This is a genomic window from Actinomycetospora cinnamomea (genome assembly GCF_003096675.1).
Classification (GTDB): domain Bacteria; phylum Actinomycetota; class Actinomycetes; order Mycobacteriales; family Pseudonocardiaceae; genus Actinomycetospora; species Actinomycetospora cinnamomea.
The window spans coordinates 353,600-369,057 of sequence record NZ_QEKW01000001.1 but is presented as its reverse complement, the minus strand read 5'-3'; the positions used below and the strand labels follow the sequence as shown (position 1 = coordinate 369,057).

Annotated in this window: 15 protein-coding genes and 1 pseudogene; 15 read left to right on the top strand and 1 reads right to left on the bottom strand. The window is 75.4% G+C overall.

Annotated elements, in window-relative coordinates:
• Positions 1 to 36: 36 nt before the first annotated feature.
• The 7 genes from C8D89_RS01810 to C8D89_RS01780 all read left to right on the top strand — a co-directional run bounded on the left by C8D89_RS01810 (position 37) and on the right by C8D89_RS01780 (position 6,985).
• A complete protein-coding gene (locus tag C8D89_RS01810; protein ID WP_207787029.1) occupies positions 37 to 873 on the top strand; it encodes a ribonuclease HII in 837 nt (278 codons plus the stop codon).
• Positions 870 to 1,190, top strand: coding sequence for a DUF2469 domain-containing protein (locus C8D89_RS01805; protein WP_116706339.1), 321 nt, complete (start codon positions 870 to 872; stop codon positions 1,188 to 1,190). The genes C8D89_RS01810 and C8D89_RS01805 overlap by 4 nt, the downstream gene beginning before the upstream one ends.
• 184 nt (positions 1,191 to 1,374) lie before the next feature.
• Positions 1,375 to 1,779, top strand: a complete 405-nt coding sequence (locus C8D89_RS01800) for a YraN family protein (protein ID WP_116706338.1) — start codon at positions 1,375 to 1,377, stop codon at positions 1,777 to 1,779.
• Position 1,780: 1 nt separating this feature from the next.
• Positions 1,781 to 3,349 (top strand): YifB family Mg chelatase-like AAA ATPase, encoded by a 1,569-nt coding sequence (locus C8D89_RS01795; protein WP_116706337.1) that lies wholly within the window; start codon positions 1,781 to 1,783, stop codon positions 3,347 to 3,349.
• Complete coding sequence (gene dprA / locus C8D89_RS01790; protein WP_243417713.1) at positions 3,346 to 4,560, top strand: DNA-processing protein DprA; 1,215 nt, start codon at positions 3,346 to 3,348, stop codon at positions 4,558 to 4,560. The genes C8D89_RS01795 and dprA overlap by 4 nt, the downstream gene beginning before the upstream one ends.
• A 258-nt stretch (positions 4,561 to 4,818) precedes the next feature.
• Positions 4,819 to 5,841 carry a tyrosine-type recombinase/integrase gene (locus tag C8D89_RS01785; RefSeq protein WP_116706336.1) on the top strand — a complete coding sequence of 341 codons (1,023 nt, stop codon included), beginning with the start codon at positions 4,819 to 4,821 and terminating at the stop codon, positions 5,839 to 5,841.
• A 244-nt stretch (positions 5,842 to 6,085) separates the two neighbouring features.
• The gene (locus tag C8D89_RS01780; RefSeq protein WP_116706855.1) at positions 6,086 to 6,985 is read left to right on the top strand and encodes a FliA/WhiG family RNA polymerase sigma factor; all 900 of its coding nucleotides are present in this window, start codon (positions 6,086 to 6,088) and stop codon (positions 6,983 to 6,985) included.
• 5 nt (positions 6,986 to 6,990) lie between these two features.
• Here C8D89_RS01780 and C8D89_RS01775 read toward each other — a convergent pair whose 3' ends face one another.
• Positions 6,991 to 7,623, bottom strand: coding sequence for a M23 family metallopeptidase (locus C8D89_RS01775; protein ID WP_243417709.1), 633 nt, complete (start codon positions 7,621 to 7,623; stop codon positions 6,991 to 6,993).
• A 462-nt stretch (positions 7,624 to 8,085) separates the two neighbouring features.
• Here C8D89_RS01775 and rpsB point away from each other — a divergent pair.
• The 8 genes and pseudogenes from rpsB to C8D89_RS01735 all read left to right on the top strand — a co-directional run.
• A pseudogene (gene rpsB, locus C8D89_RS01770) lies at positions 8,086 to 8,883 on the top strand (30S ribosomal protein S2); the annotation flags it as partial.
• A gap of 317 nt (positions 8,884 to 9,200) precedes the next feature.
• The gene (tsf, locus tag C8D89_RS01765) at positions 9,201 to 10,025 is read left to right on the top strand and encodes a translation elongation factor Ts (RefSeq protein WP_116706334.1); all 825 of its coding nucleotides are present in this window, start codon (positions 9,201 to 9,203) and stop codon (positions 10,023 to 10,025) included.
• 121 nt (positions 10,026 to 10,146) lie between these two features.
• Positions 10,147 to 10,893 carry a UMP kinase gene (gene pyrH / locus C8D89_RS01760; RefSeq protein WP_116706853.1) on the top strand — a complete coding sequence of 249 codons (747 nt, stop codon included), beginning with the start codon at positions 10,147 to 10,149 and terminating at the stop codon, positions 10,891 to 10,893.
• A 13-nt stretch (positions 10,894 to 10,906) separates the two neighbouring features.
• Positions 10,907 to 11,464, top strand: coding sequence for a ribosome recycling factor (frr, locus tag C8D89_RS01755; RefSeq protein WP_116706333.1), 558 nt, complete (start codon positions 10,907 to 10,909; stop codon positions 11,462 to 11,464).
• Positions 11,465 to 11,477: 13 nt separating this feature from the next.
• Positions 11,478 to 12,452, top strand: coding sequence for a phosphatidate cytidylyltransferase (locus tag C8D89_RS01750; RefSeq protein ID WP_116706332.1), 975 nt, complete (start codon positions 11,478 to 11,480; stop codon positions 12,450 to 12,452).
• Positions 12,453 to 12,477: 25 nt separating this feature from the next.
• Complete coding sequence (locus tag C8D89_RS01745; RefSeq protein ID WP_116706852.1) at positions 12,478 to 13,185, top strand: class I SAM-dependent methyltransferase; 708 nt, start codon at positions 12,478 to 12,480, stop codon at positions 13,183 to 13,185.
• A gap of 165 nt (positions 13,186 to 13,350) precedes the next feature.
• Positions 13,351 to 14,577, top strand: a complete 1,227-nt coding sequence (locus C8D89_RS01740; RefSeq protein WP_116706331.1) for a glycine cleavage T C-terminal barrel domain-containing protein — start codon at positions 13,351 to 13,353, stop codon at positions 14,575 to 14,577.
• Positions 14,578 to 14,591: 14 nt separating this feature from the next.
• Positions 14,592 to 15,449, top strand: coding sequence for a methylenetetrahydrofolate reductase (locus C8D89_RS01735; protein ID WP_243417708.1), 858 nt, complete (start codon positions 14,592 to 14,594; stop codon positions 15,447 to 15,449).
• Positions 15,450 to 15,458: the final 9 nt, after the last annotated feature.

Here is a 15,458-nt window from a genome sequence, read left to right as displayed (position 1 = left end):
GGCGCCGGTCGGCGAGCTCCCCGGCGCCGGGCGGCGCTGCCCCCGCGCACAGGCGTCCAGCCACCGCGCGCGATCGTCCGCCGCAGCACCGAGAGCTGGGCCCTGCAATCGGCCCTCGAGCGCCACGGGCTGGGCCCGGTCGCCGGGGTCGACGAGGCGGGACGCGGCGCGTGCGCCGGCCCGCTGGCCGTCGCCGCGTGCATCCTGCGCCCGGGCGACGCCAAGCGGTTCGAGGGACTGACCGACTCCAAGCTGCTCACCGCCGACGAGCGCGAGCGCTTCGCCGCCCTCATCCGCCGCCGTGCCGTGGACTGGCACGTCGTCCTCGTCGATCCGCCCGAGGTCGACCGTCGTGGCGTGCACGCGGCCAACATCGACGGGATGCGCCGGGCCGTCGCCCGCCTCGAGGTGCGTCCCGGCTACGTGCTGACCGACGGGTTCGCGGTCTCCGGGTTCGGGGTCCCCGCGCTGGCGGTGCCCAAGGGCGATCTGGCGGCGGCATGCGTCGCGGCGGCGTCGGTGCTCGCCAAGACCACTCGGGACCGTCTGATGACGGCCCTCCACGAGAAGCACCCGGAGTACGGCTTCGACGTCCACAAGGGCTACTGCACGCCGACGCACAGCGCAGCGCTCGCGGAGCACGGCCCGAGCGCCGATCACCGGTTCAGCTTCGTCAACGTGGCCGCGGCCGCTCGGGGGCGGGACCAGGACGGACCGGCACACGGCGTGCGACACAATGGGGCGGTGACGGTCGACCTGGTGGGCCCCGAGGACGCCCAGGACGCCGAGGAGGCCGACGAGCTCGCCGGCGCCGGGGTGGTCGGCGACCCGGACGACATCGACGCTGCGCCGGAGGGGGGAGAGCCGCGATGAGCGCGGAGGATCTCGAGAAGTACGAGACCGACATGGAGCTCTCGCTCTACCGCGAGTACCGCGACATCGTCGCCCAGTTCTCCTACGTGGTGGAGACCGAGCGCCGCTTCTACCTGGCCAACTCGGTGGACGTGAAGGTCCGCAACGCCGACGGCGAGGTCTACTTCGAGGTCACGATGTCCGACGCGTGGGTGTGGGACATGTACCGCCCGGCGCGGTTCGTCAAGAACGTGCGGGTCGTGACGTTCAAGGACGTCAACGTCGAGGAGCTCGACAAGCCGGACCTGCGCCTGGACGAGGGTCCCTTCAGCGGCTGACGCTGCGCCGGGCGGCCGCTGACCACGCCCGGCGCGACCGCGATCCGTCCACACCCCCTCCGGCTGTCCCCAGGTCGCGACGCGGCGCTCCCGCCGCGGCGGCCCCGCCGCGCACGCTCGGTCCCGCCGCCGGACCGCCCGGCCGGCCCGGGTCGACGGCCCGGCGAGGACGAGGGGGCCGGGCATGGCCACCACGCACGACCCGACGCACGCGCACGGGACGCCCGACCGGCGGGCGCTGGGGCAACGGGGCGAGGACGTCGCCGTCGAGCACCTCGCGGCCCGGGGCCTGGTCGTCCTCGACCGCAACTGGCGTTGCCGCGAGGGCGAGCTCGACCTCGTCGCTGCCGACGGGCACCGCCTCGTCGTCGCGGAGGTGAAGACGCGCTCGGGCACGGGCTACGGCCTGCCCGCCGAGGCGGTCACGGCCGCGAAGGCCGGGCGCATCCGCCGGCTCGCGCAGCGGTGGCTGGCCGCGCGCCACGCGGCCGGCGGGTCCGGGTTCGACGAGGTCCGTTTCGACGTCGTGGCCGTGCTGCTGGCGCCCGGCACCCCGCCGCGTGTGGAGCACTACGAGGGGGCGTTCTGAGGTGGCGCTCGCGTGTGCGTGGTCGATCGGGCTGCGCGGGGTCGACGGCGAGGTCGTCGAGATCGAGGCCGACATCGGGCAGGGCCTGCCCGGGGTCTCGCTGGTGGGGCTGCCGGACGCGGCGCTGGCCGAGTCGCGCGACCGGGTGCGCGCGGCGGTGGTCAACTCGGGGGAGTCGTGGCCGGCGCGACGCATCACGCTCGCGCTGTCCCCGGCGACGCTGCCCAAGCAGGGCAGCGGCTACGACATGGCCCTGGCCTGCTCGGTGCTGGCGGCGGCCCGGGTGGTGCCCGCCGCGGCGCTGCGGGGTGTCGTGCTGGTGGGCGAGCTCGCGCTCGACGGGCGGGTGCGCGGGGTGCGCGGCGTCCTGCCGGCGCTGCTCGCGGCCCGTCGCCTCGGGGTCGAGCGCGCGATCGTCCCGGCCGCCGCGGCGGTGGAGGCCGGCCTGGTCGAGGGGCTGGAGGTCCTCGGTGCCGAGCACCTGTCCGACGTGCTGGGCTGGCTGCGCGGCGACCGCGGCCGGTTGCTGCCGGTGCGGAGCCGGGCGCGCCCGCGGGGCGGTGGCCCCCGGGAGGACCTCGCCGACGTCGTGGGTCAGGGTCCCGCGCGCCGGGCGGTGGAGGTCGCGGCGGCGGGCGGGCACCACCTGCTGATGACCGGCCCGCCGGGGTCGGGCAAGACGATGCTCGCCCGCCGGATGACCGGGCTGCTGCCCGACCTCGACGTGGACGGTGCGCTGCAGGTGGCCGCGGTGCGCTCGCTGGCCGGGGCGCTGGACCCGCAGGAGGCTCTGCCGGCCGCGCCGCCCTTCGTCGCCCCGCACCACTCGGTGTCGTCGGCCGCGCTGGTGGGCGGGGGCAGCGGGCTGGCGCGGCCGGGCGCGGTCTCCCTGGCCCACCACGGCGTGCTGTTCCTGGACGAGATCTACGAGTTCGGCCCGCACGTGCTGGAGATGCTGCGCACGCCGCTCGAGGAGGGCGAGGTGCGCCTCGCGCGCACCGACGGCGTCGTCCGCTACCCCGCGCGCTTCCAGCTGGTCATGGCGGCCAACCCGTGCCCCTGCGCCCCGCCGCGGCAGACCGACTGCTCGTGCTCGAGCCTCGAGAAGCGCCGATACACCCAGCGGCTGTCGGGCCCGATGCTCGACCGGGTCGACCTGCGGGTGACGCTGGAGGCGGTCGAGGGGCTGTCATGGGCGGGAGGCCCGACCGAGGGGCTCGAGCCGGTGACCGAGGACACCGCGGCGGTGCGGGCCCGCGTGCTGGCGGCGCGGGCCGCGGCCCGCGAGCGGTGGCGCGACGCGGGCTGGCGCACCAACGCCGAGGTGCCCGGCCCCGAGCTGCGCCGCCGAGGGCGCCTGCCGCGTGACGCCATGGCGGTGCTCGAGGGCCAGCTGCGCACCGGCACCATGACCGCCCGCGGCGCGGACCGGGCGCTGCGCGTCGCGTGGACGCTGGCGGACCTCCGGGGCGCCACAGGTCCCGAGCTGCCCGACGTCGTGGAAGCCGTCGGGTACAAGGGGTTCGTCGGCGAGCGCGACGCCGCGGGCGACGACGAGGACGTGGCGTGAGGGCGCCGGCGGTGACGGGCGCGGCATCGCCCGTGGCCCGGGAGGTCCTGCTCGCTCGCGCCTACCTCTCGCGCGTCGCCGAGCCCCCGGCGTCGGCTCTCGCTGCCCTGGTCGAGGAGATCGGGCCGGTCGAGGCCGCGCACCGGGTCCGCGAGGGCACCGTGCACGGGCCCGGCGCGATTCCGCCGGCGGTGGCGGGCGAGACGGCCGCCCGGCGCGCCACCGACCGCGCCGAGGCCGACCTCGCGCTGCTCGCCACGCGCGGCGGGCGCCTGGTGGTGCCCGAGGACCCCGAGTGGCCCGCCATGGCGCTCGCCGGTCTCGGCGTCGCCGCGGGGGTGGACGGGACGCTGGGGCTCGAGGGGGCGTCGGTCCGCGACGGCCTCGCCGTGCCGTTGGCCCTCTGGGCCCGGGGACCGCTCCGCCTCACCGAGGCGCCGCGCGGGTGGGTCGCGATGGTCGGCGCGCGGGCGGCGAGCGACTACGGCCTCTGGGTCGCCCGCGACTGGGGCGCCGACCTCGCCGACCGCGGGAAGACCGTGGTGTCCGGGGCGGCGCTCGGCGTGGACGGCGCGGCCCACCGCGGGGCCCTCGCCGTCGAGGGGCGCACGGTGGCCGTGCTGGCCTGCGGCATCGACCGGGCCTACCCGCCCACCCACGCCACGCTGCTCGACCACGTGGGCCGCCGGGGCCTGGTCGTCACCGAGTACCCGCCCGGCGCGACGCCGGCGCGCCACCGCTTCCTCGTGCGCAACCGCCTCGTCGCCGCCCTGTCCGCCGGCACGGTGGTGGTCGAGGCCGGGGCACGGTCCGGGGCGACGCGCACCGCGCTCGTGGCCGAGGCCCTCGGGCGGGCGGTGATGGTGGTGCCCGGGCCGGTCACCTCGGCGCTCTCGGTGGGATGCCACGAGCTCGCCCAGCGCCCGGAGGTGACCGTGGCCGGGCGCGTGGCCCACGTCGTCGAGCGCGTCAGTGAAGTGGGGGACGGCCTCGCCGCTCCACCGGGGAGCCCGACGCGTCGGACGGACGGTCTTGACCCGGATGCCCTCCGTGTGCACGAGGCCCTGCCCCTCCACGCGGCGCGCACAGCCGTACGTCTGGCCCACGACAGCGGCGTCGACCCGACCGTCGTGGCCACTCTCCTGAGTGATCTCGAGGCCTGCGGGCTCGTCGGCCAGGAGGGCGGGCGGTGGCGTCGCCGACCCGGGTGAACAGGCACAGCGCGACGAACGGTTGCAGAGCGCGACGAACGGATCCGCTCCGCGACGGTGGCCCACGGTCACCGCACGCGTCGTGGCGGTGCTTGACCCGTCGCGCCCGGATCGGGAGTCTTCACCGCGATGACCGGCACGTTCTCTCCCGACGGCTCGGCCGGACGCCCGCCCGGGCCGTCCCGGTCACCCGGTCGAGGGGACTCTCGTGAGTTCCCCTTCGACCCGGTCACGTCGTCACGCTCCGCATTCACCAGGATGGCCGCCGCGGAGAGCTCGACCGCCCCCGACGGCCCCCGCGCGGACGCTGCGCGTGACGACGCCGCCGAGCCGGCCGTGCCAGCGCCCCGCCCCAGCGACGCCGCCTGGTCCGCGCCCCTCGACGCCTTCGCCGCGCACCTGCGCTACGAGCGGGCGCTCTCGCCGCACACCGTGCGCGCCTACCTGGGCGACGTGACGTCGCTGCTCGAGCACCTGCGCGACCCGGGGGACGGCGGCGCCGCCGAGCCCGACCTCGGGCGCCTCGACCTCGGTGTCCTGCGCGCCTGGCTCTCCGCCGGCCGCGCCCGCGGGGCGAGCCGGACGACGCTGGCCCGCCGGGCGGCCGCCGCGCGCACGTTCACCGCCTGGGCGGCCCGCACCGGGCGCACCCCCACCGACGCCGGCGCGCGGCTCGCGTCGCCCCGTGCCCACCGGCGCCTGCCCGAGGTGCTGCGCGCCGACCAGGCCGCCGCAGCCCTGCGGGCGGCCGCTCTCGGAGCCGCCGAGGGCGACCCGGTGGCGCTGCGGGACCACCTGCTGCTCGAACTGCTCTACGCCACCGGCGTCCGCGTCTCCGAGCTCTGCGGCCTCGATGTGGACGACGTGGACGACGCGCGGCGCACGCTGCGCGTGCTCGGCAAGGGCGGCAAGGAGCGCACGGTCGTCTACGGCACGCCCGCGGCTGCCGCCCTCGACGCGTGGCGACGGGACGGGCGGCCGCACCTGGCGGTGCCGACGTCCCCGCCCGCCCTGCTGCTCGGCGCCCGCGGCGGGCGCCTCGATCCGCGGATCGCGCGGACGGTCGTGCACGACGCGGCCGGCGCCGTGCCGGGGGCACCCGACATCGCGCCGCACGGCCTCCGGCACTCGGCGGCCACACACCTGCTCGAGGGGGGAGCGGATCTGAGGAGCGTCCAGGAGCTGCTGGGGCACGCATCGCCCGCGACCACGCAGCTCTACACCCACGTGTCCGCCGAGCGCCTGAGGGCCATCCATGACACCGCCCACCCCCGCGCCTGACCCGCGGCGCGACGGTGCGCCGGTGGCCACGCTGGCCGCCGCCACCGCCGCCGCCACCGCCGCCGCGACCGCCGGCGCGACCGGCGGCGCGGACGCCCCGCCCACCGGGCCGCTGCCCGCCCTGCCCGGGCTCGACGCCGACACCGCGGTACGGGCCGCCGAGACGGCCTCGCGCACGGCCGGGGGACGAGGGCGGCGACGCCCGGCCCCGGCACCGACCGACGGCGCCACGGCCCTCGCCCCCGTGCCGGCGCCCGCCCCGGCCCACGAGCAGGGTCCCGACGCCGAGCCGCCGCCCGCCCACGCCGGTCCCGCGACCCTCGGCGCCGTGGCCCCCGGCGCGGCCGACGAGGAGGCGCTGGTCGAGGCCGGCATCGCCGAGCTCTGGGCCACGTACGCCGCCGATCCGCGGAAGTCGACCAAGGACCGGCTGGTGCTGCACTACGCGCCGCTGGTCAAGTACGTCGCCGGCCGGGTCGGCACCGGCCTGCCCGCCCACGTGGACATCGCGGACCTCATCCAGTGCGGGATCTTCGGGCTCGTCGACGCCATCGAGCGCTTCGAGCCCGACCGCGGCCGCAAGTTCGAGGTGTACGCGATGCAGCGCATCCGCGGCGCGATCCTCGACGAGCTGCGCTCGCAGGACTGGGTGCCGCGGTCGGTGCGCTCGCGTGCTCGCGAGATCGAGCGGGCCATCGAGCGCCTGGAGAGCCGCGAGCAGCGCTCCTGCAGCGACGCCGAGCTCGCTGCCGAGCTCGACACCTCCACCGAGGACCTGCGGACCACGTTCGGGCAGATCGCGATGACCAGCGTGGCCGCCCTCGACGAGCTGGTCGCCGCCGGCCGAGGCTCGGGGTCGGCCGACGGCACCGGGACGCCCTCGTTGGTCGACTCGCTGCCCGACACCGGCGCCGAGGACCCGCTCGCCGCGATGGAGGACCAGGAGACGCGGCGGCTGCTCGCCGAGGCGGTCGGCCAGCTCGCCGAGCGCGACCGCACGGTCGTCGGCCTCTACTACTTCGAGAACCTGACGCTCGCCGAGATCGGCCGCGTCCTGGGGGTCACCGAGTCCCGGGTCTGCCAGCTGCACACCCGCGCGGTCATGCGGCTGCGCGCCCGGCTCGCCGAGCTCCAGCACGCCTGACGGGCTCACGGGTCGGTGGGCAGGAGCCGCACCCGCCCCAGGCCGAGCAGCAGGAGCGGGTCGAGGTACTGCAGCGCGTCCGCCGCGGGCGTGGGGGACGGTCGGCGCAGGCCCCAGTGCAGGCAGGCGGCGACCGGGCAGCCGCGGTGCCCGGGTTCGAGGGCGCCGAGGGGGTCGCCGCGGCGCACCGCGGCACCGAGGGCCACGGTGACCGTGACGGGCTCGTAGGTCGTGCGCAGGCCCGCGCCGTGCTCCACCGAGACGACCCCGCGCCCGGCCACGCGCCCGGCGAACACCACCGTCCCCGCGCCGGCGGCGAGCACGGTGAGCCCGGGGTGTCCGGCCAGGTCGACCCCGCGGTGCCCGCGCCCGTAGTAGTGCGGCGGCGGATCGAACAGCCGGGTGGCCGTCCCCGTCTCCCCGGCCCGCTCCGGCGCGCCCGTGCCGTCCACCCCCGCCAGCGGCCACGCGAACGCGTCCGCGGACACCACGAGCGGCGGGTCGGGCGCGGGCGCGGACCGCGCGGCGGGCAGAGCGCCGGCGGGCAGGGCGGCGGCGGGCAGGGCGACGGCGGGCAGGGCGACGGCCAGCAGCGCGCCGGCCAGCAGCGCGACGGCCAGGGTCCGGGAGACGGTCACACCGGGTTGGACGCAGCCGGGGCCCCGCCGGCTCCCTCGACCTCGATACGGCGGGCCACGCCGACCCGAGAGCACGCCCACCCCGGCGTGTCGCGCGGACGAGGATGTGGCGATCCTGGCGTCGAACGCCAGCAAAGCCGCATTGCTCGCACACCCCGTGTGCGGGACCCCCGGCGGGGGAAGGGTGCGGGGGAGGGCGGGGGTGGGGTCGGCGTACACTCCTGACCAGCGGTCCGTCGTCTCCCCGTCCCGGGGAGCCGCTCGGGCCGACTTCGCGTGCCTTCTCAAGCGCCGCCCCGTGCGGCGCTGCCAGATCCGCGTCCGGGCGGTCCCGCGTCAGCGGGTTCCGGATCGGTCACGAGGGCACCAGGGCGGCGGCCCGACCGGGACCGTCGCGACAACCGCACCGGTCCGGACGTGTCCGCACGCCGGGCCACGAGAAGGACGAGGTCGAAGCACCCCATGGCCGTCGTGACCATGCGACAGCTGCTGGACTCCGGTGTCCACTTCGGACACCAGACCCGCCGCTGGAACCCCAAGATGCGCCGTTTCATCTTCACCGAGCGCAACGGCATCTACATCATCGACCTGCAGCAGACGCTGTCCTACGTCGACCGCGCCTACGAGTTCGTCAAGCAGACCGTCGCCCACGGCGGCACGGTGCTCTTCGTCGGCACGAAGAAGCAGGCCCAGGAGGCCATCGACGAGCAGGCGCGGCGCGTCGGCATGCCGTTCGTCAACCAGCGCTGGCTGGGCGGCATGCTCACCAACTTCACCACCGTGCACAAGCGCCTCCAGCGCCTCAAGGAGCTGGAGGCCATGGAGCAGAGCGGGGGCTTCGAGGGTCGCACCAAGAAGGAGATCCTCATGCTCACCCGCGAGCACGACAAGCTGGAGAAGACGCTCGGCGGTATCCGCGACATGGGCCGCGTGCCCAGCGCGGTGTGGGTCGTCGACACCAAGAAGGAGCACATCGCCGTCGGCGAGGCCCGCAAGCTGGGCATCCCGGTCGTGGCGATCCTCGACACCAACTGCGACCCCGACGAGGTCGACTACCCGATCCCGGGCAACGACGACGCCATCCGCTCGGCGGCGCTGCTGACCCGTGTGGTCGCCCAGGCCTGCGCCGACGGCCTCCAGGCCCGCGGCCAGCGCGACGGCGCCGAGCGCGGCGAGGACGAGCCGCTGGCCGAGTGGGAGCAGGAGCTCGCCGCGGGGATCGGCGGGGCGGCGGGCGGCGACGGCGCCGCGGCGCCGACCGGCCTCGAGCAGGGCAGCACCAGCAGCGCGGTCGACGCCCCGGGCGACGTGCCGGTCGCCTCGCCGGCCGCGGAGGAGACGACGAACGCGATCGGCGACGACACCACGCCGGTCAGCCGTCCCGAGCGCACCGGCGGCACCGTCGACGCGAACTCCGAGAGCGACGACAACGCGATCGCCGCGGCGCCGGAGGCCGGCCAGGCCAACGGCACCCCGACCCCGCAGGGCGGGGCGGGCTGACCGCCACCTGGCGGCCGGCGCGCGAGCGACACGAGACGACGACCCATACATCGACAGGGACGGACGAGAGCCGCACCATGGCGAACTACACCGCTGCGGACGTGAAGAAGCTCCGGGACCTCACCGGGTCCGGGATGATGGACTGCAAGAAGGCCCTCGAGGAGTCCGAGGGCGACATGGACAAGGCCGTCGAGGCCCTGCGCATCAAGGGCGCGAAGGACGTGGGCAAGCGGGCCGGCCGCACCACCGCCAACGGCGTGGTGGCCGCCCGTGACGGCGCGATGATCGAGCTCAACTCCGAGACCGACTTCGTGGCCAAGAACGCCGACTTCGTGCAGCTCGCCGACGACATCCTCGGCGTCGCGCTGTCCACCGGCGCCAAGGACCTCGAGTCGCTCAAGGCCGCGTCCCTCGGTGAGGGCACGGTCGAGGACAAGGTCCAGGAGCTCTCGGCGCGCATCGGCGAGAAGCTCGAGCTGCGCCGCGTCGCGGTGCTCGACGGGCCGACCGCCACCTACCTGCACCGCCGGTCCTCGGACCTGCCGCCGGCCATCGGCGTCGTCGTCGCCTACACCGGTGACGGGGACGAGGCGGCCGAGGCCGCCCGCGGCGCCGCGATGCAGGTCGCGGCGGCCCGCCCGCTCTACACCACCCGCGACGAGGTGCCCGCGGACGTGGTGGAGGGCGAGCGCCGCGTCGCCGAGGCCACCGCCCGGGAGGAGGGCAAGCCCGAGAAGATCATCGACAAGATCGTCGACGGTCGCCTCAACGGCTACTACAAGGACACCGTGCTCCTCGAGCAGGACTCGGTGTCGGTGGACAAGAAGTCGGTCGGCAAGGTGCTGGAGGAGGCGGGCGTCCGCGTCCGCACCTTCGCGCGCTTCGAGGTCGGCCAGCCCTGAGGTCCGCCGCGTGGCCGGTGCCGGGAGTCCCGGCACCGGCCGCGTGACGCGGCCCACCGAGGTTCCCCCGCCGAGTCCCCCGCCCATTCCCGTGGAGGAGAGCGTGGCCAGTCCCCAGACCGTGCCTGACGCCGGTCCCGACGCCCGCTCCGGTCACCGGCGGGTGCTGCTCAAGCTCGGTGGCGAGATGTTCGGCGGGGGTGGGGTGGGCGTCGACCCCGTCGTCGTCCAGACCGTCGCCCGCCAGATCGCCGACGTCGTGCGCTCCGGCGTCCAGATCGCCGTCGTCATCGGCGGCGGCAACTTCTTCCGCGGCGAGGAGCTGCACCGCTACGGCATGCAGCGCCAGCGCGCCGACTACATGGGCATGCTCGGCACGGTCATGAACTGCCTGGCCCTGCAGGACTTCCTCGAGCGCGAGCACCACATCGACACCCGGGTGCAGACCGCGATCACCATGGGCCAGGTCGCCGAGTCCTACATCCCGCGCCGCGCCATGCGCCACCTCGAGAAGGGCCGCGTGGTCATCTTCGGCGCCGGGGTGGGCATGCCCTACTTCTCCACCGACACCACCGCCGCGCAGCGCGCGCTGGAGATCGAGTGCGAGGTCGTGCTCATGGCCAAGGGCGTCGACGGCGTCTACACCGCCGACCCCAAGCTCGACCCCACGGCGACGATGTTCCACGAGATCTCCCACCGCGAGGTGCTGGAGAAGGGGCTGAAGGTCGCCGACGCCACGGCCTTCAGCCTCTGCATGGACAACAACATGCCGATCATGGTGTTCAACCTGCTGGTCGAGGGGAACATCGCGCGGGCGGTGCGGGGTGAGAGGATCGGCACGCTGGTCCACACCCCCTCCGGCCCCTGAGGAGAGGCGACACATGATCGACGAGACGCTCCTCGACGCCGAGGAGAAGATGGAGAAGGCGGTCAGCGTCGCCAAGGAGGACCTCGGCGGCGTGCGCACCGGGCGGGCGAGCCCGGCGATGTTCAACCGCATCAACGTCGAGTACTACGGCGCCTGGACCCCGCTGAACCAGCTCGCCGCGGTCCAGGTCCCCGAGGCCCGCATGGCGGTCATCAAGCCCTACGACGCCAGCCAGCTGGGCAACATGGAGCGCGCGATCCGCGACTCCGACCTCGGCGTCAACCCGAGCAACGACGGGCAGATCATCCGTGTGGTGTTCCCGCAGCTCTCCGAGGAGCGCCGCCGCGACATGGTCAAGGTCGCGCGCAGCAAGGGCGAGGACGCCAAGGTCTCGATCCGCAGCGTGCGCCGCACCGCCATGCACGAGCTGCAGCGCATCGTCAAGGACGGCGAGGCCGGCGAGGACGAGACCGCGCGCGCGGAGAAGGAGCTCGAGAGCGTGACGGCCCGCTACGTCGCCCAGGTCGACGAGCTCGTGAAGAACAAGGAAGCCGAGCTCCTCGAGGTCTGAGGTCACCGGTCCCATGCCTTCCTCCGCGTCACGGCCCCGGCGGCCCACGCCGGCCACCCCCTCGGGCCCCTCGGGTGACGGGGACCCGGCGCGGACCGAGGGCACCGACGACACCGACGACACCCGCGTGGCCACCGCGAGCAGCGGAGCGGGGAACGGCGAGGCCCCCCGCACCTCGCGCGCCGGCCGCAACCTGCCCGTGGCGATCGGGGTCGGCCTCGCGATGGGCGGCGTCGTCCTCGTCGCCCTGCTCACCGTGCGGCAGGCGTGGATCGGCGTCGTCGCCGTGTGCGCGGTGATCGGCACCTGGGAGCTCTTCGGCGCGCTGCACCGCGCCGCCGGCATCCGCCTCTCGCGCGTGCCCGTGCTCGTCGGTGGGCAGGCGATCATCTGGCTGGCCTGGCCGTTCGGCACGGAGGGCATCCTGGGCGCCCTGCTCGTCACGGTGCTCGGCTGCTTCCTCTGGCGGATGCGGCTCGGGGCCGGCGGGTTCGTCCGCGACGTCGGCGCCTCGATGCTCGTGCTCTGCTGGATCCCGCTGTGCATGGCGTTCGGGACGATGCTGGTCGTCCCTGCCGACGGCGCCCAGCGCGTGCTGACGTTCCTCATCGTCGTCATCTGCTCGGACACCGGGGGCTACGCGCTGGGCGCGCTGTTCGGCAAGCACCCGATGGCGCCCAAGGTCAGCCCCAAGAAGTCCTGGGAGGGCTTCGCCGGCTCGATCCTCTTCGGCTCGCTGGGCGCGTGCCTGTCCCTCGCGCTGCTGCTCGACGCGCCCTGGTGGTACGGCCTGATCGTGGGCCCGCTGCTCGTGGGCACGGCGGTGACCGGCGACCTCGTCGAGTCGCTGATCAAGCGCGATCTCGGCATCAAGGACATGGGCTCGGTGCTGCCCGGCCACGGTGGGCTGATGGAGCGTCTGGACTCGCTGGTGACCTCGGCCCCGATGGCGTGGCTGCTGCTGCTCGTCCTCGTGCCGACGACCTGAGGTGACACGCTTCCGTCGCGGCGACGTGATCGAGTCCCCCAACATCTGGCGCTGGCCCGAGGTCTACGAGCGCGAGAACTCCGCGCAGGACGCGACGGGCGCGCTGTGGGACACGGTCGCCGCGCTGGCCCCGTACGACGGCGCCGACGTCGTCGACGTCGGCTGTGGCGACGGCTACCACCTCCCGCGCTTCGCGCAGCGGGCCCGCTCGGTGGTCGGCGTCGAGCCCCACGCGCCGCTCGTGGCCCGCGCCCGCCGGCGCCTCGCCGCCACGGCGGGCCTGCCCGCTTGCCGCGTGGAGCAGGGGAGCGCCACCGCGCTGCCGCTGCCCGACGACGCCGCCGACGTCGTGCACGCCCGCACCGCCTACTTCTTCGGCCCCGGCTGCGAGCCCGGGCTGGCCGAGGCGTCGCGTGTCCTACGGCCCGGTGGGGTCCTCGTGATCGTCGACCTCGACGCCACCCGCCACTCCTACGGCGCCTGGATGCGGGCCTCGGCGCCGCGCTACGACCCGGCCGCGGCCGAGCGCTTCTTCGCCGACCAGGGCTTCGCGCTGCGCCGCGTGGACACCCTCTGGCGGTTCGCCGACCGGGCCACGCTCGCGGACGTGCTGCGCATCGAGTTCACCCCCGCCGTCGCGGCGCGGGCGATCGACGGGACGCCCGGCCTGACGCTGTCGGTGGCGTACCGGGTGCACACCCGCCGCGAGCCGGCGGGCCTCCTGCGCCCTTGACCGATCCGGGATCGGCCCACCGGCGAGCGCTTCCCACCTCCCTTGACGTGATCTCGGTCACCGTCGCAGACTCGTTGCGTCAACGACAACCCGTTGCCTATGAAGCAACACCCGTCCACGCGGTTCAGCGCTGGTGCCGGCGGACGCAGTCGAGATGAGGTGGCGATGACGGACGTCCTCCACAGCCCGCCGGCCCCCGCGCCGGCGCCGGTGCCCACGTCGGCGCCGGTGCCCTCGCCGGCGGTCCTGCTCTACCCCCGCCTGAAGAAGTCCCCGTACTTCTGGAAGTCCCGGGCGCACGGCGTGGCCATGTACAGCGTCTACAACCACACGTATCACCCGCGGCACTACGGCGACCCCGTCGCCGAGTACTGGGCGTTGCTCGAGGACGTCACCCTGTGGGACGTCGGCGTCGAGCGGCAGGTCGAGATCACCGGCCCGGACGCCTTCGCGTTCACGAACATGCTCGTGCCGCGCGACCTCACCAAGTGCGCGGTCGGGCAGTGCAAGTACGTGTTCCTCACCGCGCCCGACGGCGGGATCATCAACGACCCGGTGCTGCTCCGCGTCGAGGAGGACCGCTTCTGGCTCTCCCTGGCCGACTCCGACGTCGGGCTGTGGGCGCTCGCCCTGGCCCACGCCGGCCGGTGGGACGTGCGCATCCGCGAGATCGACGTGGCTCCGGTGCAGGTCCAGGGGCCGAAGGCCAAGGCGGTCATCACGGACCTGTTCGGCCTCGACGTCGCCGAGATGCCCTACTACCACCTGCGGCACGCCGTGATCGACGGGATGGAGGTCGTGGTCAGCCGCACCGGCTACAGCGCGGAGATCGGGTACGAGATCTACCTGCACCACGCGAGCCGGGACGCGGGCCGGCTGTGGGACCGGGTGTGGGAGGCGGGCCTGCCGTACGGCATGCGACCCATCGGCCCGTGCCACATCCGACGCATCGAGGGCGGGATGCTCGCCTACGGCTGCGACATCACCCTCGACACCAACCCGCTCGAGGTGGGCTACGACTACACGTGGATGGTCGACCTCGCCCAGGAGGCCGACTTCGTCGGCAAGGAGGCCCTGATCCGGGCCAAGGAGCGGGGCCTCGAGCGGTCGATGGTCGGGGTCGAGATCGGCGGCGCGCCGCTCGGGTCGTTCAACGACGGCTCGATGATCGAGCCGTTCACGGTCCGGGACGAGGCGGGGCGGGTCGTCGGCCGGGTGACCAGCGCCTGCTGGTCCCCGCGGCTCGAGCGCAACATCGGGCTGGCGATGGTGACCACCCCGTCCACGCCGCTCGGGACGACGTTGCGGATCGCCACCCTCGACGACGTCCGGGACGCCGTCGTGGTGGAGAAGCCGTTCGTCGACCCGCGCAAGCAGACGCCCAAGGGCTGACGAGGGGGCGTGCCGTGGAGCCCCTGGACGCTGCTGCCGGGACCGCCACCCGCCGGGCCCTCGCCGCGCTGCTCGCGCGGCCGCGGTTCGAGGTGGCGCCGGTGGGGGGCGTGCTCGACGCCGTCCCGGACCTCCCCGCCGGGGCCACGGTGCCCGTGACCGCCTCGCCGACGCGGGGCGTCGCGGGCACCGTGGCCGTGGCCGAGGGCCTCGCCGCCCGGGGGTTCGACGCGGTGCCCCACCTCGCCGCGCGCAGCCTGCGCGACCGCGGCGAGCTGGCCGAGCACCTCGACCGCCTCGCCGCGGCCGGCGTCCGCGACGTCTTCGTCGTGGGCGGCGACGCCCGCGAGCCCGCCGGGACCTTTCCCGACGGGCTCGCGCTGCTCCGCGCGATCGAGGATCTCGGCCGGCCGCCGCGCGTCGGCGTCCCGTCGTACCCCGACGGCCACCACCGGATCGCGTCCGACGTGCTGTGGGCGGACCTCGCAGCCAAGCAGGCGCACGCCGACTACACGGTGACACAGCTGTGCTTCGACGCCGACCTCGTCGCCGCCTTCGTCGGCGAGGCCCGCCGGCGCGGGATCGCGCTGCCGGTGGTCGCCGGCGTGCCCGGCGCCGTCGACACCGCCCGGCTGCTGCGCATCAGCGTGCGGATCGGCGTCGCGGACGCGGCGCGCTTCGCCCGCTCCCACCGCGCGGTCGCCGGCTCCCTCCTGCGACCCGGCCGCCATCGCCCCGACGCCCTCGTCGGCGCGCTCGCCGGGCACGTCGCCGCGGGCGACGGCGACCTCGAGCAGCTGCACCTCTACACGTTCAACCAGATCGAGCCGACCGTGCGGTGGCTGTCCCAGGCCCGCCGCGCGGCCGCCTGAGCACCTCCG